The following is a 23,223-nucleotide window of genomic DNA, read 5'->3' as shown; positions in this document are numbered from 1 at the left end:
TACTCATCAGGACGACAGATAAGTGTACCGACTGAGACTCTGCTCGTAGTTTTGCAGCAATCGCTGGGATTCCTGAATGGTAATGCGCTTATCCATAAGCGCTTGTTCGCATAGCCGACGAATCTGCTCAATCAGATCCTCAGAATCGTACTGTACGTAACCCAAGACTTCCTTCATGGTGTCACCTTTGACGACATGTTCAATCCTGTAAGCCTTGGGCGTCAAATGAATGTGAATCGTGTTGGTATCGCCAAACAAGTTGTGCAGATTGCCCATAATTTCCTGGTAAGCTCCATTCAAGAACATCCCCAGGTAGTAGGGTTCGTCAGGCTTCAGCGTATGCAGTTCTAAAACCGACTTGACATCTCTGAGGTCGATAAACCGATCGATTTTGCCATCGCTGTCGCAGGTGAGGTCTGCCAAAATTCCCCGCCGTGTTGGTTCCTCATCCAGGCGATGAATCGGCATGATGGGAAACAGCTGGTCAATTGCCCAACAATCCGGCGCTGATTGGAAGACAGACAGGTTGATATAGTAGATGGAAGCCATAATTTTTTCTAGGTCTTCCAGTTCGTCGGGAACGTATTCCTGCTTCCTGGTAATCGCTAGAATTTTTTCACAACAAGCCCAGTAAAGACGCTCGGCTCTGGCTCGTTCGGTGAGGCGCAAAATCCCCAAATTAAATCGGCTGATGGCTTCTTCTTTGAATTGAGCGGCGTCGTGGTATAGCTCTTGGAAATTCTCCTCGTTAATCGATTGGTAGGTCTCCCACAGGTAATTAATAATCGGAGATTCGCCCTCTTTTGGGGGTTCGGGTGCCCCAGATGGGACATCGCTGGTGCCGAGAACATCAAAAATCAGCACCGACTGATGGGAAGCGATCGCTCTCCCACTCTCGCTAATCAGCGTGGGAACGGGTAACTGGTGTTCGGCACAAGCTTCTTTCAACTCTGCCACGATATCGTTGGCATAGTTCTGCATATTGTAATTTTTGGAAGCGTAGAAATTGGTTTGAGAGCCGTCGTAATCCACGCCCAAACCGCCGCCGACATCGAGATATTTCATGTCAGCCCCCAGCTTGGCTAACTCGACGTAAATCCGGCTAGCTTCTTGGATGGCATCTTTAATGACATTAATTGCGGAAATCTGAGAGCCAATGTGGAAGTGCAGCAATTGCAGCGAATCCAGCAAGTCAGCGTCTCGTAATTCGTTGACCGCGTGAATGATTTCGGGAATGGTCAAACCAAATTTAGCGCGATCGCCCGTAGATCCTCCCCAGCGTCCCACGCCTTGGGTACTCAGCTTCGCCCGGATGCCCAAAATTGGCTTAATGCCCAACTGACGGCTGGCTTCAATACACAGCTGTACTTCTTCAACCTGCTCTAAAACGATCAGCGGCGTTTGCCCCAGTCGAGACGCTAACATCGCCGTTTCGATGTATTCTCGGTCTTTATAGCCATTGCAGATGAGTAATGCCCCAGGCGTATCCAACATTGCCAAAGCAATCATCATCTCTGGCTTCGAGCCAGCTTCCAAGCCAAACTGATGGGGTTTACCAAACCGCACCAAATCTTCAACCAAGTGTCGCTGCTGGTTGCACTTGACCGGAAAGACACCTTTGTAAGTACCGGAATAGTTGTAACGCGCGATCGCTTTCGCAAAACAAGCATTTAATCGCTCAATCCGGTCTTCTAAAATATCTGAAAAGCGAATTAGCAGTGGTAGCCCCAGATTGCGCTGCTTCAGGGCGTTGACCAGTTCAAATAAATCTAAAGACCCACCGCGCTCTCCCTTGGGAGAAACTGTAACGTGACCGGCTGCATTAATCGAAAAGTACGGTTGACCCCAACCTTCAATCCGATAAAGGTTCTCACTGTTTTCTATTGACCAGGATTGGGGCAAGCTTTCACGGCTTAGCCGAGTCAAAGCCATATCATGTTTTTCCCGTCCTGCATTTCTCCGGGCAAGGGCACCGGAGGTGCCACGGCGATTCGATGAACTCTGTGCCACAATTTCTTCTTCTGATGGCTCTTCTTCAATTGCAGGCGTAAACTGCTCGCCCATTTTTTTATCTATCCTCCCTGTGCCCTGTCGAGTAGCTAGTCTATCGCATTCATTTATCATAGGCAGGTGTCTTCTGTTGAATCAGTACCTGCGGTTGGATGTCTGCTTAATTCCCATTGTTACCAAAATTTGTACTTGGGGATTGGGGATAAGTAATTCTCTGCTTTGAGAACTCTGAAATCTTCAAAATCTCTGGTTCTTGGCTGCTACAATCATCTCTTTGTCCGGGGTACTATATTTTCTTTTTTTGGAAGATCGCAGGCAATTTTTGCTAAAATCTGCCTCTAGTGAGTTATACCGAGTTTTTCAAAATTTGATAAAACTTTGATATAAATTACCCAATATCAATCAGCCGTGCTAGTTGAGGGCGTTCAATGCTCAATCAGCCCGATAAGCCTCCTATACAGCGCTTTAGCCTTGTTTTCCTGTACCAGATGGTTCAGAAGTACCCACTCGCCTTTTGGGGCGGTTTGTGGGCGTCCATGATTACCATCGCAGCAGTAGCAGCGCTAGGTCTATTTAGTACAGGCCCCATCGAGCAGGAGGAATCTAAATCTGTTGAACCGATGCCTGCCGAAACGACGGTTCCAGAACCAGAGACATCACTACTGCCAAGCTTCACAACCAGTCAGCCATCTGGAACCCCGTTGCCAGGTTTTACAGCGGTGCCGGAAGTTCCGGAAGCTCGAAAGCAACAGGAAGTGCCACGGTGGTTGTATGGTGCGATCGCCTTGGGCTTTGTCACTGGAACGCTGTTGATAGCGCTAAACCTGAGTCGTTCACCGCAGCGTAAATCTCTCAAACGGTCAAAGCCGACTGCAAGCGTCCGCAAAAAACAACGCCGCCCGACTCAAAAGCAAAAGCGTCGTCCCATGCCGCCACAACCGGCAGAAGGCTTCTCTAAACCTCAAGAAGTGCCCCTAATGATGACAAATTATGGGATGACTGAGGTAACGGTGGTGCCTCCAGAAGAAAATCATCCTCTGGATTGGGGCGAGGATAGTCTGGCAGAAATTATGGATCTGCGAAAGCGACAGTCTCTTTCTGCGTTGCTCAAAAAGTAATTAGTATAAAAGTTTTGAGTTTTGAGTTAGAAAAAAATCCTTAATTCAAAACTCAATTTTTTTTACTAATAACTAAAATTCAACGTGCAAGTAAATGTTTTTTCGGGAATTACTTTTGACTTGTCGAAAGTAGCGATCGCCAGTCTTTAATTGCTTTTTCTGTCCAGAGCCAGTTTTTACTTAGGGCCTCCGGTTGGAAGTTAACCGGGTCTTCTGAGATCGCCTTTTGTCGGAGCTTCCGGGCTTCATCCAAAAGTTTTGCTTGCTTATCAGCAGGTTGAGATGCAGCTAATTTTGTCAGCCCAATTGCTAATCCTGCATAAGTAGTCAAAGCTTCTTGTTGGGCAACCGATCCGGCAACAGTCGCTTGCTTTTCTTCTATCAAGTAAAAAGCATCAAACCAAATTTGGTTAGCACGATCGAGATTCCCTTCTAAGTAGTAGGCAAACCCTAGGGCATTCAGGTATTTAGCAGATTTGGGTTGCTTTTTGACCGCTTGCTCCCAAAATCGACGGGCATCATCCAAACTGTAATCCTTGCTGCCAGTTTGAACAGACTGCCACGCCAGACGCCCTCTCAGGAAGCTGATGGCTGGATCGTCGATTTTCTGTTTGTTAACGTTGTCAAGCGCTCCTTGGGCTTGCTGTAACGCTCCTCGGTTCAGCAATTCTTCTACAGCCACCCCGGCGGCGGATAAGTTATTTTGACTGAATTGTTCAATGGCGATCGCCGTGACAGTCGGGGTATTGGCTTTCTGGAGATTGACATTTTTGAGATTGGGGCTAGGGAGCGCCGGAAGGGAGGTTGAGGTATTCTCCTGAGAGAACAACAAGTCTGAAGGTTGCGGACGACGTTGCAAGAACCAGAAACCCAAAAGCGCGATCGCCATCGTCGAGCCTAACGCCAGCAAAATCAGTGGGGCACGCTTGCCTTGTCGCTGTCCCTTCTTCCCTTCACCACGCTGCCAAAATCGCAGCCGGGGGTTCCCGGCGGCATATCCCAGTAGCGATTCTCCCGATCCCGCGTTTTTCGTTGCTGACTCAGCAGCGATCGCTGCGGCGACGGGTTGGGGGGGGGTTTTCGACTCGCTGGGCGGGTGAGGGGCGATCGTTGTCTGATTTTCTCTTTCTACAGGTCTGTCCCTTGTCTGGTCTACCTCAGTTTCCCTCGGTGTCTCTGCTGCTACTTCAGGCTTTAGCTGGCGAAACAGATCCGCAACCAAAGCCGAGTCGTCTTCGTAGCCAATATCGTCATACTCCAAATCATCAACCGGATCGGTCCAGTCGGGATCGTCATCCCCGTAGAAGTCATCCTCTAAGGAGTCTAAAGCCTCGTCGGTGGTTAAGAAACCGGATCGAGATCCAGTCGGCGCTGCCGTGAAGACCGCTTCTTCCTCCCTAGAGAGAGGATTCAGCATTCCTCCCCAAGCAATGTCTGCCCCAGAAGCGTCAGGCAACTGAAGTCGCTCTGCTTTGGCATTGATGGCATGATGACCTGGTGTCAAGTAACCGTCAAATTCCGGGTGAAGATAGAGGATCGGTAAAGCCCAGTAAAGCTGGCGAGAACCGTAAGTAGAAATTAAACTTTGCCGCGCTCGGCTCAGGCTGAGGTCAATCGGATAACCTTGATTCAGATTGCCGTAAAACCGCCGTGCCAAGGTCAAAGCGACTTGATCCGGAATGCGTTCTGCCATTGCCAGCACGCTCTTGATGCCGCGTTTGACCAGCGCTTCTGCCAAATTTCCCTCTGCGGCACCGTCGCTGGGAGCTGAAGCGGCGGTATGAGCGCCCCGACAGGAGTTAAACACTGCGAGCTGGATGCCGTTATTGACGAGCAACCCCGCTAAGTCATCTCCGCTTAACATCTCCGTCAGCCCGGTTTGGCGGCTTACGAGGTAGAGATTGCCGCCGTAGGCTCCTTGGTCGCTATGACCTGCGTAGTGGAAAACTTGATATTGACCTTGTTCCAGCTCGTGCGTCAGCTGCTCCGTACCGGGTTGCTCCAGAACAGTGAGTTGAATTTCGGGTAAGCCATTCCGGGAACGGTGACTCAGTTCTGCTTGCAGGTGGCTGACTTCTTGTTTGAGCGCCAAACTTTCCTGGTCGTTGGGGGCAGCGATCGCCATCAAGATTCGCACCGCCGGTTGATTTGACCCAGAACCTAACGAAACGGTGGGACTTCTCAACCTTGTACTCATCTGGTAGCGGGAGAAGGCAACATCGGTTCCAGTTGCCAAGGGGCGATCGCCATCGTGCAATACTTCCCAAGGTAAGCTCAGTAAGCGACTATCTTTTAATCCCAAGCGCAGCCGCAATACTTCTTGCCGATCTTGAGCGATCGCTTGCGCGATCATCCAACTATCTCGCAGCGTTCCTTGGAACAAAGCATCGTACATCTGCTGCCCCAGCGCCACCAAGTTAAGGGAAGATTGGGTGGCTTCTCGGTTCGGGGAACCCGAGCGAGAAATATCGCTGGGAGACAAAGCCATCAGCAAAGGGTCATTCATCAGGTGCCTCGCCTGAGCTAACCAATCCTCTACTTGCCACGTTACCTGCTCTTCGGCAAATGGGACGGCACCCGGTGCGGCAACCCATTCTGTCCGCACCCAATATTTACTTTCCCCTAAGGGATTTACAGAGATATGAAATTCCTGAGCCACTGCTGCTATGCACTCCTGCTTCAGTTAGAACCTTCTAGCTGCTTTTCTTACCTGGAGGAGGAACTGTTTCCCTTTCTTCCTAGATAGATTCAAGTTACTTAAAGTTTCCATGAAGGGCAGTTTCGTTTTCTTGAACGCTGATGCCGTTGATGGATTCCGGGAAAGGGAGAGAAAATTTCTATTTATTCTAATTTAATCGTTAAATTTACCCCAACTTAATCCGGATAGTTGAGGAATCCTTTAGAAGAGTAGATTGGTAGATGCACCCTGATTGACATCCCCTGGCTCACCGGTTTGAGCCGGGGATTTTTTTTTCGGTTCGTTAGGCGGTGTAAGACTTTCTGGATTTCTCCCGGCTTCAAAGGCGGGTTAGGGGGGAACTGACACAAGTTGCTTGGCATTTCCATCCCTCAACCCCGCGATGGGAGAGCCACTGTGCTAGAAATAACAAGAAGCAGAAGGCAGATTAGCGATCGCTCATTCGCTGTTAACGAATGACCAACCGCTAAGCGCTCATGGCTAATCCGAACTGACTTCCTCAAAAGATTTAACTTCTAGAACTGGGCCAATCATCGCGAAGGTCATCACGTCCTTTCGCACCTCACCTTTGACTTTCACTTTGAGTCCCGATTTGCGTAAATCTTCTGGAGCTTTGTGGAGTTCGTAGGTTTCACCCTCTTGTGTGACTAGCGCCCAGGTGCCTGGACCAAGCCCCTTGCGTTCGATAGTGCCTTCTACGCTGATGCTCATGCTGTTTGCCCTTCTCCTTTGCTGGATAAATAGGCGAGTCCGATACACAGGAGGGCATTAGTAATTAGGAATAGCCTAGCGATCGCGCCATGACCTAACCACAACATCGCCGGATCTGCTACGGCACTCACTAATAAACAGGATGCCACGCCCAAGGTCGAGCCGATCGCAAACCACTTCCAACTGCGGTGTCCCAGTAGCAAGGCGATTAATGCAAAAGGAATCAACACGCTGGCGAAGATGGGATTCAATAAACCACTGCCTTGAATCGTATTGCCCAGTTCGGGAATCGAACTGCCCATCATCCGGAAAGGCCACTGAGGAAGATCGAAAATATAGAAGCCGCGCAGGAAGAATAATCCAGAACTCCCGGCAACTAAACCGCTGGTTAGCGACCAACTCCAGCCAAAGGGGAAATAATTCCGCAAGAACCAGGCAAGGACATAAGAACCTAATACCATCGCAATCTTAGGTAACAGTGCCACCGCACCGCCATCAATCCAGAAGCGAGGATTGAGATAGCCATTATCGCGCAACCAGCGGAAGAAGTCGCGGAAGGTAATTTGCCCGCGTACCGCCAGTTTTACAGCCGCAGAAGCATCGAGATGACCGGCACCAAAGTAGTTGAGAGCGTCATCTGAAATTACCCGTGCCGACTTTTTGAGGACACCCAATACTTCCTCCGGTTCGGTTACGCCAGAGGCTTTCACTAAAGCGGCGACACCGGCAACGTGGGGAGACGCCATACTGGTGCCTTGGAAGGCAGCAAAAGTGGGGATGAGCTTCCCGTTTTCGTCATAACTAATGGTCTCTTGCAGAATCCCACCCGATGGATTTTCTTCGGTGATTGCACCACCAGGGGCTGAGATATCCACACCAGCACCATAGCTGGAGTAAAAGGCTTTTTCACCGGCAGAATCAATTGCTGAAACACCGATAACGTGGGGATATCGAGCTGGGTAGGAGGCAGAATTCTCATTAGAGTTTCCTGCTGCGGCTACGATGACGACGCCTTTGTTGTAGGCATAATCAATCGCTTCTTGCATTACCTGACTTTCGCCACCACCGCCCAAGCTCATGTTAATGACATCAGCACCGTTATCGGCAGCAAATTTGATGGCTTCAGCAATATCGGCAACGGTGCCGCCGCCTTCTGCACTCAACACTTTCAAAGGCATAAGGCTGGCTTCGTAAGCAATACCCGCGACGCCATAGCCATTATTGGTGGCTTGGGCAACAGTACCGCCAACGTGGGTGCCGTGCCCGTTGTCGTCGTCTGCTTGGTCTCGGTTGTTAACAAAGTCGTAGCCTTGGACAAACTTGGTATCTTTCAGGTCAGGAACGCGACTGATGCCGGTGTCAATGACGGCAACTGTCATCCCTGCGCCTTTGGTTTCGTCCCAAGCAGATTCTACGTTGATACTCCGTAGGTTCCACTGTTTGCTGTACTCTGGGTCGTTGGGGACTTCCAGAGCTTTGTAGACATAATTCGGTTCAATATATTCGGTTTTTTTGGCTAAAGGCGATTTTTTTAGAGTTTTCAGCAGGTTGCGATCGCCTTTAATGATATACAACTGATCTGACTCGGAAAATTCGCTGTTATACTGAGCGCCAAGCGATCGCACCTGTTCTTGCACCACCTCTGCTGGTACGTCTTCGCGGAAATCCAGCACAATCGAGTCAAACTCACCTTGTGCTGCCAGTCCTTTGAAGTTAAACAGGGCAAAACCTACCCCCAATAAAAACAAGCACGCTATCAAAAGCTTTCTCATATTCACCCGTCTTGTGAGCGCCAGTTTCTCCCCACGATAACTCATGCATCTGCCCCGTGGTGTATTTAGTTTTTAGTTATTAATTTTTGTTTGTTGGAGTAATACCGCTCGTTTGCAGTAATAAGCGATACGAATCAGGCTGCTTGTGGCAAAAGTTCTCTTGAAGCGAAAGAACCCTATTTTTACTCTTACTGAAGGACTTGTGGGTTTTCAGCCGATGAGCGTCTATTTAATACTCAGTTTGAGGTGAGGGAGGCATTCTCTTGTCGTTAGCGGGTTCCTGCGCCTTGACTATTATCGTCCGAGAATCCTAGATTTGGGGGTTTGTAGGTTTGATTTTGTGTAGTATTATTGGGAGTTCTGACGCTAAAGTTCAATTGAATATTGAGCAGTTGTAACCCAAATATAAAGATGAATATTCCTGTAGCTTTTAGTAGTAGATGACTCATAAAATTTTTATCGTTTTGAAATAATTATGATGAAATTATTTTTTTAAATCAGATCTATTATTCAGTGCTGTAAACTGAATAACATCAAATAATTTTCAATTAAAATCTTATATTAATTAAATATTTAGAGGATAACGTTAACATCAACTTTGGTTGAGCCATACGAAAAATTCGACTAATAGTAAATATTTGATAAATCACTTGTTCGATAATGACTTGAGGTAGATAAATGTGAGATTGCATCTTAGTTTGTTGAATTCGATGTTTTTAATTGTGAAGGTTTTATTAAGATTCTCTAGTGATAAAAACCTATAGTGAAATGTGACATTATTGCTGCAAATATTTGCTTGAAATCCCCAAGTTTGAGTGATGGGATTGGCTCACCAAATGTGACTGGCTGTTTCCAGCTTTGTGATCTCGATCGCAGCTAGAAACTGGGTGCAGCGTAATGAGCGCCAAAATACCTACCGATACTTGTAGTTGCGGCTACACCAACCCTTTTACCCCTCTTCAGAAGAACGATGCATTACCCGCCTCTGTTGAAATCATGTAGGGGTAAAGCATTGGCGCAGAAAGATTTGGGTTGAAGTGACTTGTAAAAGGCACGAATACTTCACCCTCAAACTGAGAACCCAAGGGCGCATCTGTACGGGAGAAGCATCAGGAAGACAACAAGCCGGGACTTATGCGTAATGCCTCGTTCAGGACAAAGGGGCGGAAGTTGTGAGAGCTTTTATCGAAACAAAGCCAGTGAGGCAGGCTAAATTGAGTTTCCGAAGCGCGAAGCGCCTCTCAAAGAGCTGGGCGGACTTGGTTGGTATTGGTAAGTATTGGTAAAGCCTTATTCAAGCCTTTGGGCAATTTACTCTCATCGGGAAGCTTCTGGAGAAACCTTTCGACGGTTTTAGGCAAATCTAGAGCCAGTATTTATACTTAGCAGATAGCCGAAGGGGAGCTAACCAAGGATAGATGCAATCGTCTGTTAGGCTGCAAGATATCAGAATAGTTAAAGAGCGAAAATCCGACAATGGAAAGAGGTCTGTTGTGGCTGCCCCTACTGGCAGCGTTTATCTGGCTGGCTTGGCAAGGCTGGAATGAGTATCAAAAAGTTGAAGCTTATCGCGTCTGGGCACAGCAGTTTGAGCGATCTAAGTACGATATCTATGCAGTGTTGGCTCAAAATGACAGCACTTTAACCTGGGGAAAACCGACGCGCAAAGGTCCAGTGGAGGTGCAAACGTTTTCCTTAAAGGATGTTAAAGCGATTCGGCTGCTAGTAGATGACAAGCCCGTTGATTTAGAAGCACTGCCCAGTAAAGGTCGTGTCGCTTCGCTGGAATTTGTCTTTGCACCAGCCGCTTCTGTGAAAATCCCCTTTACTGAAATTCCTCTTGCAGCGGAATGGGGAAATTTTCTACAGCAGGAATTACAAAACTTGGCAGAGGGGAAAGTGTAACGATTTTCAGACAAAGAGGCAAGGCGGGTTTTGGACTTGTATCGAAAAGCGATCGCTCATTTATCCGATGTACGGAATAATACCCAAAAAAACCCGTATTAACGGGTTAATCAGCGATCGCACTATTTAAAAGGGAAAAACTAAACGATTGAAGAACTCCTTTCATGGGCTTGCCATTATAGACGGGTTGCAATGCATAGATTCTTATTGAGAAAATTGCTTTTTCAGTTTCCGGCAACCCGTCAAACAGAAGCGTGCTATTAAAGGAGAAATAAAAAAAATTGGCTTTCTAACTTTCAGACTGTTTCAGATTCCTCTTTTCTGTTGTATTTTAAATTACAATTGCTTCAACTCGTTTCTGCGAATCTTCTTGGGAACATTCGTAGGGAATTTTAAACCGAGGAATTCCCAGTTGACAACCTTGCCATCCACTTTGAACGGTTACGCCAAGAGTTTGACAACAGCCACCACGTCGTCCCATCGGATTATAAAATTGACAATAGCGACAGGCTGAAACTGGTGAATTTAAGGGTTGCATAAAGTATTTCCTTTGAGGAACCATTTCAAAAGCAAAATTTCTCTGTCTTTATAAAGTATGCGATCTGATTTTTACAATGAGCTATAACTTGTACGATATCCACTTAAAACATTGCATTTCATCATAAAAAGTTATGAAGCTGCTTAACATAAATACGAGCGTCAACTATCCATAGATTAAGCAATTGCAACATTGCTCAAAACAATCTGCTGTCAAGCGTTATAGGCACTGGATAAAATCCTTCCCTTCCCAAACAAACGGTTATTGATGGGGGAGAGGACATTTATAAAGAAAATCTGAATCTCGTTAACCTACATTTTTGGTAGAGACAGCCAGATTTCAGGTTCCGTTTTTAAGAGGGGCTAGGGCGAAAATGCGTCTAGAGTAACGATTTTCACAATTAATATTTATTTAATAAATTATCTGTTATGCCAATCCTAAATTGTTCCTGAAGGCGAGATCCCCGCTAAGAAGTCGGCGATCTGAACCGTTAGCATCATCACAACTCAAATACGACTGCTATAGGAGTCGCTTTATATAGCGGTGCTTACTCTCGCGTGCAATATCCTTGTAACTGATTCAAGCAGCTGAGGCAGGCAATTCTGAGGGCATGATTGCTTTTCTCAAGTATCTCCTAGACAAAGGTCCCAACAGTCCCATTGCCCTGATTTGAGATGGAGCCACCTATCTATCATGGCTCACAAGCGGTGAGAGAGTCCTTGGAGTCGGTTAATCAAGGCTTCGAGGAGTCCAACTCGAAAATCACTTGCATTCGCTTTGCTCCCAAAGAATCCCAAGCAGAACCCAATTGAAGATATTTGGTTGCAGCGAAGTAAAGCTAAAAAATCTGCTCTAAACGGCGAAAATCCCGTTCCACTTCTGCCCAGAGAGAGCGATTGTGGGGGTCGGTTTTCAGGGCTTTTTTTAGATAAATTCTTGCCTTTTCGAGTTGCTTTTCAGCGATCAGCTGACGCCCCCAACGTTGATAAGCGATCGCTTGCCACTGACGCACTTCTGGATCTTCTGGCAGACGTTGGGCGAGTCCTTCGATGAGGGCGATCGCGCGGGGAAATCGGCGATTTTTCAGCAACTGCTGCAACTGCTGATAAGAACTCCACTTCAGCTGTTGCTCAGTTATCGACAAGTCTGGGAGTTTTTGAACGGGCGTTTCTTTGGGCGTCTCTTTGCGAGTCACCTTCGTGACGGAAGGTTGAGGAGGCGGTGCAGCAGTCTGTTCTGGATTGGATACTTTCTCAACCGTCTCAGACTTATCTACTACACTGAGGAGGAACTTGTAAGCCTCCGTCAACTCTATAAATTTATCTTGCGTTTGGCGATCGCCAGGATTTGCGTCGGGATGATACTGCCGTGCCAAACGTCGGTAAGACGCTTTAATTTCTGCAAAAGATGCCCCTGATCTTAACCCCAACACCCGGTAACAATCTGCGAGGTTCATCAGAGGAATCATCTATCGATTAGGCTTTAATCTTTGTTGATAGTCGGGAGTTTATTTCTAGCCCTTCGCTTTTAGCGGTTAGCTATTAGCTTCTGAGAATCTTGTTGGAAGCCCAAGTTTACAATTGCGACTACCCACCCGTCAAGCAGCTAACAGCTAACAGCTAATCACTCATTACTTCGGACGTTCTTCGATAACGCGGTCAATTAGACCGTATTCCTTCGCTTCTTGAGCAGACATGAAAAAGTCACGGTCCATGTCCTTCTCAATTTTCTCAATAGGCTGACCCGTCCGGTGAGAATAAATCTCATTCAGCTGGCGACGAATCCGTAGAATCTCTCTCGCTTCAATCTCAATGTCTGTGGCTTGTCCCCGCGTACCACCAGAAGGTTGGTGAATCATAATCCGCGAGTGAGGCAAAGCGAGACGCTTACCTTTTGTCCCAGCGGTCAGCAGGAACGAACCCATTGATGCCGCTAAGCCTACACAAATTGTCACCACATCTGATTTGATGTGCTGCATGGTGTCATAAATCGCCATGCCAGAAGTGACTACGCCACCCGGAGAGTTGATATAGAGATAGATGTCCTTGCCCGGATCTTCCGAATCCAGATAAAGCATCACGGCAATTATCTGGTTAGCCATTTCATCATCAACATCTTCGCCCATGAAAATAATCCGTTCCCGGTAAAGGCGATCGTAGATGTTAATCCACTCGGTATATTGTCCCCCTGGCATCCGGTAGGGAACTCTAGGGTAGCCAATAGGCATAATGTAGAACTCCGTTCGTAAAAAGTGAAAATTCGTATCCAAAGAATTAAAAATGCAAAATTAAAAATTAAAAATTTGAATAGTCTTCATTTTTAATTTTTAATTTTTAATTCTTCAGATGACACCAGCGGGAAGTGGTGTTGGTAAATCTGATTTGGACTCTAGAACCCGATCGATCAAGCCATATTCCACAGCTTGCTCCGGAGTCATATAGAAGAGTCGATCCATATCCTTGGCAATTTTTTCAGGGGTCTGACCTGTATTGCGCGATAGGATATCCAGCATCGTTGTCTTATTAGCCAGCACTTCTTTGGCTCGGATTTGAATATCCGTCGCCTGACCGCGAGCGTAGCTCTTAGTCTGGTTCAGGATAATCGTGGCATGGCGCAGGCTAGCGCGATAGCCTTTAGTCCCAGCAGAGAGTAGCATTGCCGCCATTCCCATTGCCGAACCGATACAGATGGTATGAATGGGCGGCTTGATGTAGTTCATCGTGTCGCAGATGGCGAAGGCTTCGGTTTCAAAGCCAACAGGTTCGCCGTCGTAACGCGAGGTGCCGGTGGAATTGATGTAGATTTTGATCGGTTTTTCTGGATCTTCGTACTGCAAAAACAGCAGTTGGGCGATGATTAGTTTCGTTACCTCTGGCACCAAGGGCGTTCCCAGATAGACAATCCGCTCCTTTAAGATCAGGGAGGGTAAGTCTGGTGGCGGTGTTCGGTAGAAGCTATCGCCGCCGTAGGGAGCTTGAACAGCCTGGATGGGTGAGTTCATGGCGTATCGGAAAGCTGCAATAGTGGTGCTATCTTTAATTTGACATTAATTCCGGTGTGCCCCACCGTACTGACTGGATTCTAGCAGTTTTACTCCCCTTACCGCTTTTAGTCAGGTTGAGGGTGGCTTGATGTCGCTTTAGCGCCTGTCAGCGGGCTTTTTGGGAGGGGACGCCGGAAAATGGGTCTTAAACGCTTCTAATTTTTGGGTTTTTAAACAGAGAAACCTGAGTTTAAGTATCGGTTTTTGCGAAAGGTGATGGGTGAAATCCACCCCAGCGATCGCGTTTTCCTCTGCAAAGAATTGCGATCTTTTGGCTGGCTGCTTCCGCCGTGTTGGGCTGCAAGCTATTGTAGAAAATAAGCCCGGTCGCGGTTGGGGTAATTTTATGGTTCCCTTTCCGGAGCGTCAGCGTTTAGTCTTGTGGTTACTCCGATCCCTTCTTGTTCTGCCAGGAATGAGCGTGCTATGAGAGTTGGTTTACAGCCTGCTTTGAATGATATGAATATTGACGCGACTCAAACGAGTAGCCAGCGTCAACTAGAAATTTCTATTTCTGCGATCGCTGGGGATCTTGAAGATCGTGCCCCGCTCAATTTATGCATAATTCTCGACCACAGTGGCTCGATGAATGGACGCCCCCTGGAAACGGTGAAACAGGCAGCGATCGGTCTGGTGGATCGTCTTACACCGGGCGATCGCATCTCGGTTGTCGCCTTCGATCACAAAGCCAAAGTGCTTGTCCCCAACCAAGTCATTGACAACCCAGAAAATATTAAGAAACAGATTAATCGGCTCAGTGCAGATGGGGGTACGGCGATTGATGAGGGTTTAAAACTGGGAATTGAAGAACTGGCGAAGGGCAAAAAGGAAACGGTTTCTCAAGCTTTTCTGTTAACAGATGGCGAAAATGAGCATGGCGACAACAACCGCTGTCTGAAATTTGCCCAAGTGGCGACTGGCTACAACCTGACGTTGAATACATTGGGATTTGGCGCTCATTGGAACCAGGATGTTTTGGAAAAAATTGCTGATGCGGGTGGCGGTACGCTGTCCTATATTGAGCGTCCCGAACAGGCAGTCAATGAGTTTGGACGCTTGTTTAATCGAATCTCTGCGGTGGGGTTGACAAATGCCTACTTATCAATTTCGTTAATGCCGAAGGTACGGTTAGCGGAACTCAAACCCATCGCCCAAGTTGCTCCAGATACCATTGAACTGCCGGTGCAACAAGAAGGCGATCGCTATACGGTACGTCTGGGAGACTTGATGAAAGATGTGCCGCGAATCATTTTGGCGAATCTTTACGTCAGCCAGCTAGCGGAAGGGCGTCAAGCGATCGCCCAGGTGCAAGTCCGTTACGACGATCCTGCCCAGGATAAAATGGGGCTAATTTCTCAACAAGTTTTAGTTGAGGCGAATGTTGTCCGGAGTTACCAACCCGCACCCAATCCTCAGGTGCAACAGTCTATTTTGGCGTTGGCGAAATACCGACAAACTCAGTTAGCAGAGGCGAAATTGCAGCAAGGCGATCGCGTGGGTGCAGCGACGATGTTACAAACTGCCGCCAAAACCGCCCTGCAAATGGGAGACAAGGGAGGCGCGACGGTTCTCCAAACCAGTGCTACTCGCTTGCAATCAGGTGAAGAACTTTCGGAAGCAGATAGGAAGAAGACACGGATCGTCTCTAAAACTATTTTGCAGGAGTAGGCTTTTTTAACGCAAAGGTACGCCAAGGTTAACGCAAAGGTACGCAGAGGAAGCAATTTACCTCTGCGTACTTTCTTGGCGGTGAGATTTTAAGAGTGGTGCTTGTGGGCTTTCTAGGTGCCACCAGTGGCGATCGCCACTTCAAGCTACTCAAGCCACAACAGACGCTTGAGGGCGAGCAAAAATCATTCGCCCCGCCGAAGTCTGCAAGGCACTGGTTACAACCACTCGGATTTCACCACCCATGTAGTCGCGCCCGTCTTCCACAACCACCATTGTGCCATCATCCAGGTAGCCGACGCCCTGAGCTGGTTCCTTGCCACCCTTGATAATTTTGATATCCAAGCTATCACCAGGCAGATAAATTGCCCGAATTGCCTGAGCCAAATCGTTAATATTCAGCACCGGCACTTTCTGCAAAGTAGCAACCTTACTCAAGTTGTAGTCGTTGGTGAGCAAAGTGCCGTTGATTTCTTGCGTCAACCGGACTAACTTCGCATCCACCTTGGGAATTTCATCGTAATCGGCGGAGTGGATTACAATCCGTTCTGAGTAAGCATCCTTCATCTGGTTCAGGATATCTAGCCCTCGCCGTCCCCGAACTCGCTTCAGATCGTTGGAACCATCTGCCAGTTGTTGCAGTTCCTGCAAGACAAACTGGGGTACGAGGATTTGACCTTCGATAAAGCCAGTGTTTAGCAGTTCTTCAATGCGACCATCGATGATGCAGCTGGTGTCTAAAACCTTGGTCGAGGCAGGTTTGAGGGTTCCTTCTGCCACCAACATCGTTTCCACGCTGTGGGGACTAATCAGCCTCAAGAAGGAACGACCGTGGGTATCCGCTAAAGTCACTCCCAAGTAGGAAAACATGACACTGCCTAAAATGGCAACAAGAGGCTTAATAAAAGCAAAATCGAAGGGCATTGGTAGTAAGAAAACGGGTGCCAGCATCAAGTTGGCAACTAATAAGCCAATCACCAAACCGACAGCTCTGGTCAAAATGACCTCGATCGGCATTTCCCGGACTCTCTTTTCCAAGCGTCGATAGGTCGTCTGCACGAGCAAACCGGCAGCGCCCCCAACCAGGGCGGCAAACCCGGCGAAGACCCAGCGTAAAGCGTCCTGATTGCTGACTTGATGTAGGGCACCGCTAGGCAGTAATTCAATCGCGTCGAACCCGATTCCCGCCGCTGCTAGGATGAATAAAATAATAATGATTGCGTCAAGCATGGTTTCCAGTTATTTGGGATGATTGCTTCAATTCCTGAAAGCGGCTCTCAAGAACTGATACAAATTTACATTTGTTTTATTATATCTTTTGTGTTATTGACTTCACTCTTGCGGATGACCATTGATTTAGCACCAGCATTTAATCCAATTTGAGCTATTTTTATGAAGCCACCTCTTTATTTATTAAAAGAACAATTCTGAAAAATTAGCCAATCATGTCGCTTCTAAAAGGCAGGAAACAAGAGGGGGTATAGGCTTGACGTATTCTTGCTAAGAGAAGAAAACACCTGACAACAATTCAGTAAAGTAACAACTGTTAATCAAACATTTAAAGATTTCATCGCTATATTGAGTATTGATACAAATATGGTCTTAAATTATTTAATCCCGGACGCAAAAAATATTAATTTGGGTATCCCCAGCTCTGCTTATCTCCACATTCCATTTTGTAGACGCCGGTGCTTTTACTGTGATTTTCCAGTGTCTGTGGTAGGGGATCGCAAGACTGGTAAGAACTCTGGCACAATTGAGCAGTATGTTGAGGTATTGTGCCAAGAAATTGAAGTTACACCAGTACAAGGAAATTCCCTAAAAACAGTTTTTTTTGGAGGTGGTACTCCTTCGTTGTTATCGGTGCAACAACTCAAGCAAATTTTGACTCAACTTGATGCTGGTTTTGGTATTGCCACCGATGCTGAAATTTCGATGGAGATGGACCCTGGCACCTTTGACTCGCAACAACTTCAAGGCTACCGCTCAGTTGGAGTGAATCGAATCAGTCTGGGGGTACAGGCGTTTCAGCCAGAACTATTGCAAGTGTGCGGGCGATCGCATGGTGTCTCTGATATCTTTGCAGCTGTGGAGCTAGTTCGCAAAGTGGGGGTTCCCGAATTCAGCTTGGATTTGATTTCTGGGTTGCCGCATCAGACGTTGGAACAGTGGCAGGAATCTCTAGAAACCGCAGTAGCGATCGCGCCCACTCATATTTCAATCTACGATCTCCAAGTCGAACCCGTTACTGCCTTTGGGCGTCAATATCAACCCGGTGCCAAACCGCTTCCCACCGATGAAATGGCTGCCGAGATGTACCGACTAGCGCAGCAAGTTCTCACCAGTGCCGGTTATGAGCATTATGAGATTTCTAATTATGCCAAACCCGGTCATCAATGCCGCCACAATCGAGTTTACTGGGAAAATCGCCCCTACTATGCCTTTGGCATGGGTGCCGCCAGTCATTTGCAAGGGTGCCGGTTCACCCGTCCCCGCAAAACACGGGAATATTACGAATGGGTGCAACAGATAGTCAAAGCAGGTGGCGTCTGGGATTGTCCTCAAACATTGACATCTGAAGTATTGTTGGAAACATTGATGCTGGGCTTGCGTCTAGCAGAGGGCCTTAGTTTATCAACCTTATCCGAACAGTTTGGCAAACAGACGCTGCAACAAATTTGGACGTGTTTGCAATCCTACTACCAGCAAGGTTGGGTAGAAATTGTTGGCGAAAGCGGGGAAGCGATCGCACTTGACGCCCAGAAACTCCCACCAAAGGGACGATTGAGATTAACCGATCCGGAAGGTTTTTTATTTTCTAATGTAATTTTGGCGGATTTGTTTAGCGAACTAGGATAAGTTTGAGGGCATAGCGTGTGGATTGATGATTCGTCCAAAATCTAAAATCTAAAACCTTCATGATTCCTATTGCTGATAACATCCCCAGTCGCAGCAAACCGATTGTTAATTACGCCCTGATCGGAATCAATGTTGCTTTGTTTCTGTGGGAGCTAAAACTAGAGCTTGCAGGTAAGCTGAGCGCCTTTATCCAACACTGGGGGATCGTTCCGGCCCGAATTAGTGCGGTGATTTCAGATGCTCTCAGTGGAGAAAATCCAGCCGCGTGGGTTGCCTTGCTGATGTTTTCTGCTTCCCTGTTTTGGGCGATGTTTCTTCACAGCAGCTTTGGTCAAATTTTAGGGAATCTCCTATTCTTATTTGTTTTTGGCAAGAGTGTGGAGAATCTTCTCGGACATCGGTGGTTTCTGCTACTTTACTTGCTGGGCGGCATTTTGACGGGCATCGTACAAGTTTGGTTGGACTCTACTTTGACGATGCCCTTAATTGGAGCAAATGGCGCGATCGCATCTGTCCTCGGAGCCTATTTTCTGAGTTTTCCTCAGTCAAAAATTGATACCATTTTGCCCCTGGTAATTGTGTTTATCCCCATTGAACTGCCAGCTTTGTTTTATCTATTCTGGTGGTTTATTCAGCAGATGTTTTATGGAATCGGTAGCTTAAATATTTCCGGTGGCGTCAATCCCGTGGGCGTTGGGTATTGGGCACATGGTGTAGGATTAGCAATTGGTGCCATTCTCGTGTTGCTGTTAAAAAGAAGTATCGATAAAAAACGAACCCCTGAGGCGCAGAGAACTCATAAGAATTAGAGGGGAGAAACTGTTAGAGTTGATTTATATAGCGAGCCTTAATTCAGTTGAGAGAAACGGCTCTAGGTAAAAATTTTGGAAGGTTAAAGGTTTGACGATGAATGGCGAACTCAAATAGAGACTTAATGACATTAAACGCTCTACACAAGTGGTAGTACTCTCGAATGGTCAATATCCTCTAACTCGCCGATTATCAGTAATTGTTAAAAAAAACGAACAAATTGAATAACGATCTGGGGAAGCTTACGCCAAGTTACTGCTAACAGATCGGGGTCAATAACTGGTTGAAAAGGCTGGATTTGTTACAATCCGCTAGAGCATTCGGATAAGTATGTTTAGTTTTTGCAACCGCGCTCTATTTCCTTAAGTTTATCTGGGGGATAGTCTACAGGTACAAACTTAAAACCATAAAGCGAGCAGTTAGACGGCACGACTTTGACCAATGTAAAAATCGGCTCATTGGGATCTCCACCGCGAAAACTAATTATCCCCATTGCACCATTGGCTCGAAAGTCGGGAGCCGATAAAGCCTGCCGCACGTCAGAACGATTCGGTTGAGGTTTTTTTGCTAAAGCCGTTATTAACGCACGAGCTGCATCATAAGTCGTAGCGGTCAGCCCACTCACTTCCGCTTTCCATAACTGCTTAGATTCTTTGGGAAACGTTGGATTGGGGCTGCTCAAGGAATGCCAAGGGACTGTTACTACTAGGCGACCGACTACATATTTAGGGTCGATTTGTAGAATCTCAGAACTGTAAACAGCCCATGCTCCCACCATCGGATAACGACCCTGATTTGCCTTAATCACCGCTAAGACATTCTGAAAGGAAAAAGGACAGGTCTGACCATCCGGAAGGAAGACCAGCGTAGTCGCTCCTTTTGCTTGTGCTTGGTTAATCGCCTCAACAGCATTGAAGTCCTTTTTGCACAGTTCAAAATCTGCTCTTACCCGTCCTCTACTTGCGGGGAAGCTAACGTGAAATTGATCTCGGATAGATTTGCTGTAATTACTTGTGCCAGAGTAAAAGACTGCGGCTGTTCGCTGATTGGCTTGGATCATGTAGCTAGCCAAAGCCTGGGCATTCACGCGATTACTGGGTACAGTGCGAAAGAAAACGTGTTCGCTCTTTTGGCTCCACTCTGAGAGGTCTTCCGAGGTGCTACCTGGAGAAATTAATACCAACCCGTGCTGTTGATAAATTGCGATCGCTCCCAGTGTCACTTCGCTGGCATAGTGACCAATGACCGCTAAAATGTCCTTTTTCAACACCAATGACTCGGCAATTTGTTTAGCTTTGGCAGGATTATTGGCATCATCTGCGATGACTACTTTCAGCCCTTTACCACTAATCCTTTGACCCTGATTGATTTCATTTTGGACTTGGGCAGCTCCTCGCAGAATTTCCAACGCTCTGTTTGGATTGTTGGTTATCGGAGCGGCAACAGCAATCGTGTATGCCTTTTCCTTTTTATCCATCAATCGAGCATTATTCAGGTAAATCAAAATTTCCGGGTCGCTTGGCTGTTCGCTCCGTGCCTTCTCTAATAAACCAACAGCCTCAGCATATTGACCGCTGGCAAATTTTTGCACGCCTTTTTGCTTGAGAGCGCCTTTCAAACTGGGAACTAAAACTTCTTCTCCACAACTGACATTGTCTGCAAGATTGGAATCACAAGCCTTCGGCGGTTTCACGAGCGCATAAATAATTATTCCGAGTCCTGTCAAGAGAATTGCACTCACGACCCAAATGAGTACAAGCCTTAAATTGCCTGAGTTGATACTCCTGGTAACTTCTTCGTCTGAACAATTGCCTTCAGGAAGCAAAGTAAGCGTGTCGTCGGGAGATCGTGTCCGCCGATGATTGTTGATTTGCGTCTCAATTTCCTCTAAACGTTGCACAATTTCTTGGGCATTTTCAGGTCGATTCCCTGCGAAAGGGGCCATCAGGTCATTAATTAAAGTTGCCAACTCTAGTGAAATCTGTGGGGCACTGTTTCGCCAATTCAACTGACCTGTTTGAGGGTTTTCAGGAAGGTCATGGGGATGTATGCCTGTCAGCAAATGAACGAAGGTGCGTCCCAAAGCATAGAAATCAGATTTGGAAACAGCTCTACCATCGGCTTGTTCTGGGGGTGTATAGCCGTGGGAAATTATTGCTGTGCCATCTCTTCCGGCTAATTTGTGCAAGTAGGTTTCCGTAGCTTCCCGGACTGCACCAAAATCAATCAACACCAGTTGATTATCAGGTCGCAGCATAATGTTAGACGGCTTAATATCCCGGTGAAAATAGTTGCTTTGATGAACTTGCTGTAAGATTTCTGCCAGTTGTTTCAACCAAGCGATCGCTTGCTTTTGGCTGATGGGTTGATGGTTCCGGCTGCTCAACCATTCTTTTAAGTTGATCCCCTCAATTTTCTCCATCACCAAGCAGTGCAAGGGCTTTTCGCTCTTTAGATGACATAACTGGAAGTATCCATCTGCCTCTACTTTGGGAATCCCTTGATGATTCAACTTCTTTAGAACTTCGGCTTCCCGCTGGAATAGGCAGATTGCCTTCTCATAATCAGTAAGCAAAATTTTTAGGACTTTTTTTATACCTTCCCGACGCACGTCCTCCACCTCAAAGGTTTGACCAAAGCCTCCTTTGCCCAAACGTTGGATGACCCGATAGCGCCCTTCTACTAAACTTTCAGAGCCACAGTCAGGACAAGTGCTTTGATTACCAGGTTCGTTGAAATTGCGGCAGTTAGGATTGATGCAATAACTCACGGCAAACACACTATCCCGATTTGAGTGGGAATGTTATAGAATTATAACTTCCTCTCGGAAAATAACTTTATTGTTCAACCGTTCGCTTAGTAATTTTTCTTTTAGCATACCTTCTCACAACTGGCTGAAGGGTATAAATAACTTCATTCCCTTCGATTTGCTTTTCTATCAACGAACGACGTTCTAATGCTTGAATCGCTTCCATGATTTCAGAAGTCGAAACCGTTAGATTGATTTCTTCTTTTAATTTAAAGATAGAGCTGGGGTTGAGATTAGCGGCTAACTTAAACATAATTTCTTTTTGAAAATTTGATAGCCGTTGCCAGGAAGTATCTAAAATTAGATGAATATCGCCTAAAAATATTGTTTCTAGCTTTAAGAAATCAGAAACTTTACCAGCAAATGAGTCTTTTATATAACTGGCAATAATATTTAAGATTAAGGGATTCCCTCGATAGATTTGAAAAAGACTTTTCCAGTGGTTCTCGTCTGACAAACCTTTGGCTCTAAATATTTGCCAAGCGTCTGTATCATTGAGATCGGACAGCAGTAATGAACGAACGCTTGGAGTTTCTCCCTGGATTAATGCAATTTCATTCGGTTGCTCTCGACCGATTAGCATTAAGCAGCTGTTGTGGCGCTCTCTTCCCACTCGTCTGAATAGTTCGCCATAGCCTTCATACCCTTCTCGATAATACCCAGTTGCTTGACCAGCACCTAGAATCGTTTCGACTTCATCCAAAATCAGCAGACATCGATGGGAACCTGTGGAAGGGTTTGTTCCTTTGGGAGATCGCAAAGACTCAATTAGCTGAGAGATTCGGCGACCAATATCTTTTGGTAAATTGGTTGATTGCTCGTTGGAGAGGCATCGGAGCAAGTCTGCGATCAGGTCTTCGACTGATGGGGCAGAACGGAGCGATCGCCAGATGAAATAATCAAATTCATTCTGAATTTGCTCGGCTAGCATCACGGATAGCGCTGTTTTACCAATTCCCCCCATGCCGAACAACGTTACTAGGTGGCAACTATCAGCGACAATCCATTTCTCAAGCACAGCCAGTTCTTCTGTGCGCCCATAGAAACCAGAGACATCAGGCGCTTCACCCCAATCGAGTATGGGCATTTCACGCGCTTCTGCTTCTTCAACGGCACCTGAATCAACAATTTCCTTCCAGTTGCCGATCCCGACAGCTTGGCAAATATTAATAAAGGTCTCTTGGTGAATGGGTTTTTTCTGCCAAAACCGTTTCAAGGTTGCCTGGGTCGTTAGGGCACCCTGCCACCAAGAAACGGTCATTGTTTTTGTCCAACCTTTCCT

The 23,223-nt window shown here is 46.8% G+C and carries 16 protein-coding genes; 5 read left to right on the top strand and 11 right to left on the bottom strand.

Translation table 11 applies throughout. The annotated features are described in order from the left end of the window. Nucleotides 1-6: 6 nt before the first annotated feature. A complete protein-coding gene (gene speA / locus NC997_RS18280; protein ID WP_339380229.1) occupies nt 7-2,064 on the bottom strand; it encodes a biosynthetic arginine decarboxylase in 2,058 nt (685 codons plus the stop codon). 374 nt (nt 2,065-2,438) lie between these two features. On the opposite strand from speA, the gene NC997_RS18275 reads away from it, so the two are divergent. Next, a complete protein-coding gene (locus NC997_RS18275) occupies nt 2,439-3,128 on the top strand; it encodes a hypothetical protein (RefSeq protein WP_190413092.1) in 690 nt (229 codons plus the stop codon). A 109-nt stretch (nt 3,129-3,237) separates the two neighbouring features. Here the strand turns inward: NC997_RS18275 and NC997_RS18270 are convergent, their stop codons facing one another. From NC997_RS18270 to NC997_RS18260, 3 genes are all read right to left on the bottom strand, one after another. After that, entirely contained in the window at nt 3,238-5,787 is a 2,550-nt protein-coding gene (locus tag NC997_RS18270) for a CHAT domain-containing protein (RefSeq protein ID WP_190525854.1), read from the bottom strand. Nucleotides 5,788-6,306: 519 nt separating this feature from the next. Then, nucleotides 6,307-6,537, bottom strand: coding sequence for a hypothetical protein (locus NC997_RS18265; protein WP_190413096.1), 231 nt, complete (start codon nt 6,535-6,537; stop codon nt 6,307-6,309). Further along, nucleotides 6,534-8,309: a S8 family peptidase gene (locus NC997_RS18260; RefSeq protein WP_190525922.1), complete on the bottom strand. Its 1,776-nt coding sequence runs from the start codon at nt 8,307-8,309 to the stop codon at nt 6,534-6,536. The genes NC997_RS18265 and NC997_RS18260 overlap by 4 nt, the downstream gene beginning before the upstream one ends. A gap of 1,476 nt (nt 8,310-9,785) precedes the next feature. On the opposite strand from NC997_RS18260, the gene NC997_RS18255 reads away from it, so the two are divergent. Next, entirely contained in the window at nt 9,786-10,214 is a 429-nt protein-coding gene (locus NC997_RS18255; protein WP_190413100.1) for a hypothetical protein, read from the top strand. A gap of 331 nt (nt 10,215-10,545) precedes the next feature. Here the strand turns inward: NC997_RS18255 and NC997_RS18250 are convergent, their stop codons facing one another. The 4 genes from NC997_RS18250 to NC997_RS18235 all read right to left on the bottom strand — a co-directional run bounded on the left by NC997_RS18250 (nt 10,546) and on the right by NC997_RS18235 (nt 13,753). Further along, on the bottom strand, nt 10,546-10,752 hold the full coding sequence (locus NC997_RS18250; protein WP_190413102.1) for a hypothetical protein: 207 nt from the start codon (nt 10,750-10,752) through the stop codon (nt 10,546-10,548). Between the two features lie 838 nt (nt 10,753-11,590). Then, entirely contained in the window at nt 11,591-12,208 is a 618-nt protein-coding gene (locus tag NC997_RS18245) for a J domain-containing protein (protein WP_190413729.1), read from the bottom strand. 174 nt (nt 12,209-12,382) lie between these two features. Beyond that, entirely contained in the window at nt 12,383-12,979 is a 597-nt protein-coding gene (locus tag NC997_RS18240) for an ATP-dependent Clp protease proteolytic subunit (RefSeq protein ID WP_190413106.1), read from the bottom strand. A 114-nt stretch (nt 12,980-13,093) separates the two neighbouring features. Next, nucleotides 13,094-13,753, bottom strand: a complete 660-nt coding sequence (locus NC997_RS18235; RefSeq protein ID WP_190413108.1) for an ATP-dependent Clp protease proteolytic subunit — start codon at nt 13,751-13,753, stop codon at nt 13,094-13,096. Between the two features lie 468 nt (nt 13,754-14,221). Between NC997_RS18235 and NC997_RS18230 the strand changes: the two genes are divergently transcribed. Next, nucleotides 14,222-15,463, top strand: a complete 1,242-nt coding sequence (locus NC997_RS18230; protein ID WP_190413111.1) for a VWA domain-containing protein — start codon at nt 14,222-14,224, stop codon at nt 15,461-15,463. A gap of 150 nt (nt 15,464-15,613) precedes the next feature. On the opposite strand, the gene NC997_RS18225 is transcribed toward NC997_RS18230, so the two are convergent. Beyond that, nucleotides 15,614-16,693 carry a PIN/TRAM domain-containing protein gene (locus tag NC997_RS18225; protein WP_190413113.1) on the bottom strand — a complete coding sequence of 360 codons (1,080 nt, stop codon included), beginning with the start codon at nt 16,691-16,693 and terminating at the stop codon, nt 15,614-15,616. A 366-nt stretch (nt 16,694-17,059) separates the two neighbouring features. Here NC997_RS18225 and hemW point away from each other — a divergent pair, with 366 nt between their 5' ends. Both hemW and NC997_RS18215 read left to right on the top strand, forming a co-directional pair. Then, a complete protein-coding gene (hemW, locus tag NC997_RS18220; RefSeq protein WP_190525852.1) occupies nt 17,060-18,322 on the top strand; it encodes a radical SAM family heme chaperone HemW in 1,263 nt (420 codons plus the stop codon). Nucleotides 18,323-18,381: 59 nt separating this feature from the next. Beyond that, nucleotides 18,382-19,131 carry a rhomboid family intramembrane serine protease gene (locus tag NC997_RS18215; RefSeq protein WP_190525850.1) on the top strand — a complete coding sequence of 250 codons (750 nt, stop codon included), beginning with the start codon at nt 18,382-18,384 and terminating at the stop codon, nt 19,129-19,131. Between the two features lie 335 nt (nt 19,132-19,466). Here NC997_RS18215 and NC997_RS18210 read toward each other — a convergent pair whose 3' ends face one another. Together NC997_RS18210 and NC997_RS18205 are read right to left on the bottom strand one after the other, a co-directional pair. Next, on the bottom strand, nt 19,467-21,902 hold the full coding sequence (locus NC997_RS18210; RefSeq protein ID WP_190413119.1) for a bifunctional serine/threonine-protein kinase/ABC transporter substrate-binding protein: 2,436 nt from the start codon (nt 21,900-21,902) through the stop codon (nt 19,467-19,469). A 67-nt stretch (nt 21,903-21,969) separates the two neighbouring features. After that, on the bottom strand, nt 21,970-23,202 hold the full coding sequence (locus tag NC997_RS18205; RefSeq protein WP_348257814.1) for an NB-ARC domain-containing protein: 1,233 nt from the start codon (nt 23,200-23,202) through the stop codon (nt 21,970-21,972). Between the last annotated feature and the right edge of the window lie 21 nt (nt 23,203-23,223).

This window comes from Trichocoleus sp. DQ-A2, from assembly GCF_039961915.1.
In the GTDB taxonomy this organism is placed as follows: Bacteria; Cyanobacteriota; Cyanobacteriia; order Cyanobacteriales; family FACHB-T130; genus FACHB-T130.
This window is presented reverse-complemented; position numbering and strand designations above follow the sequence as displayed.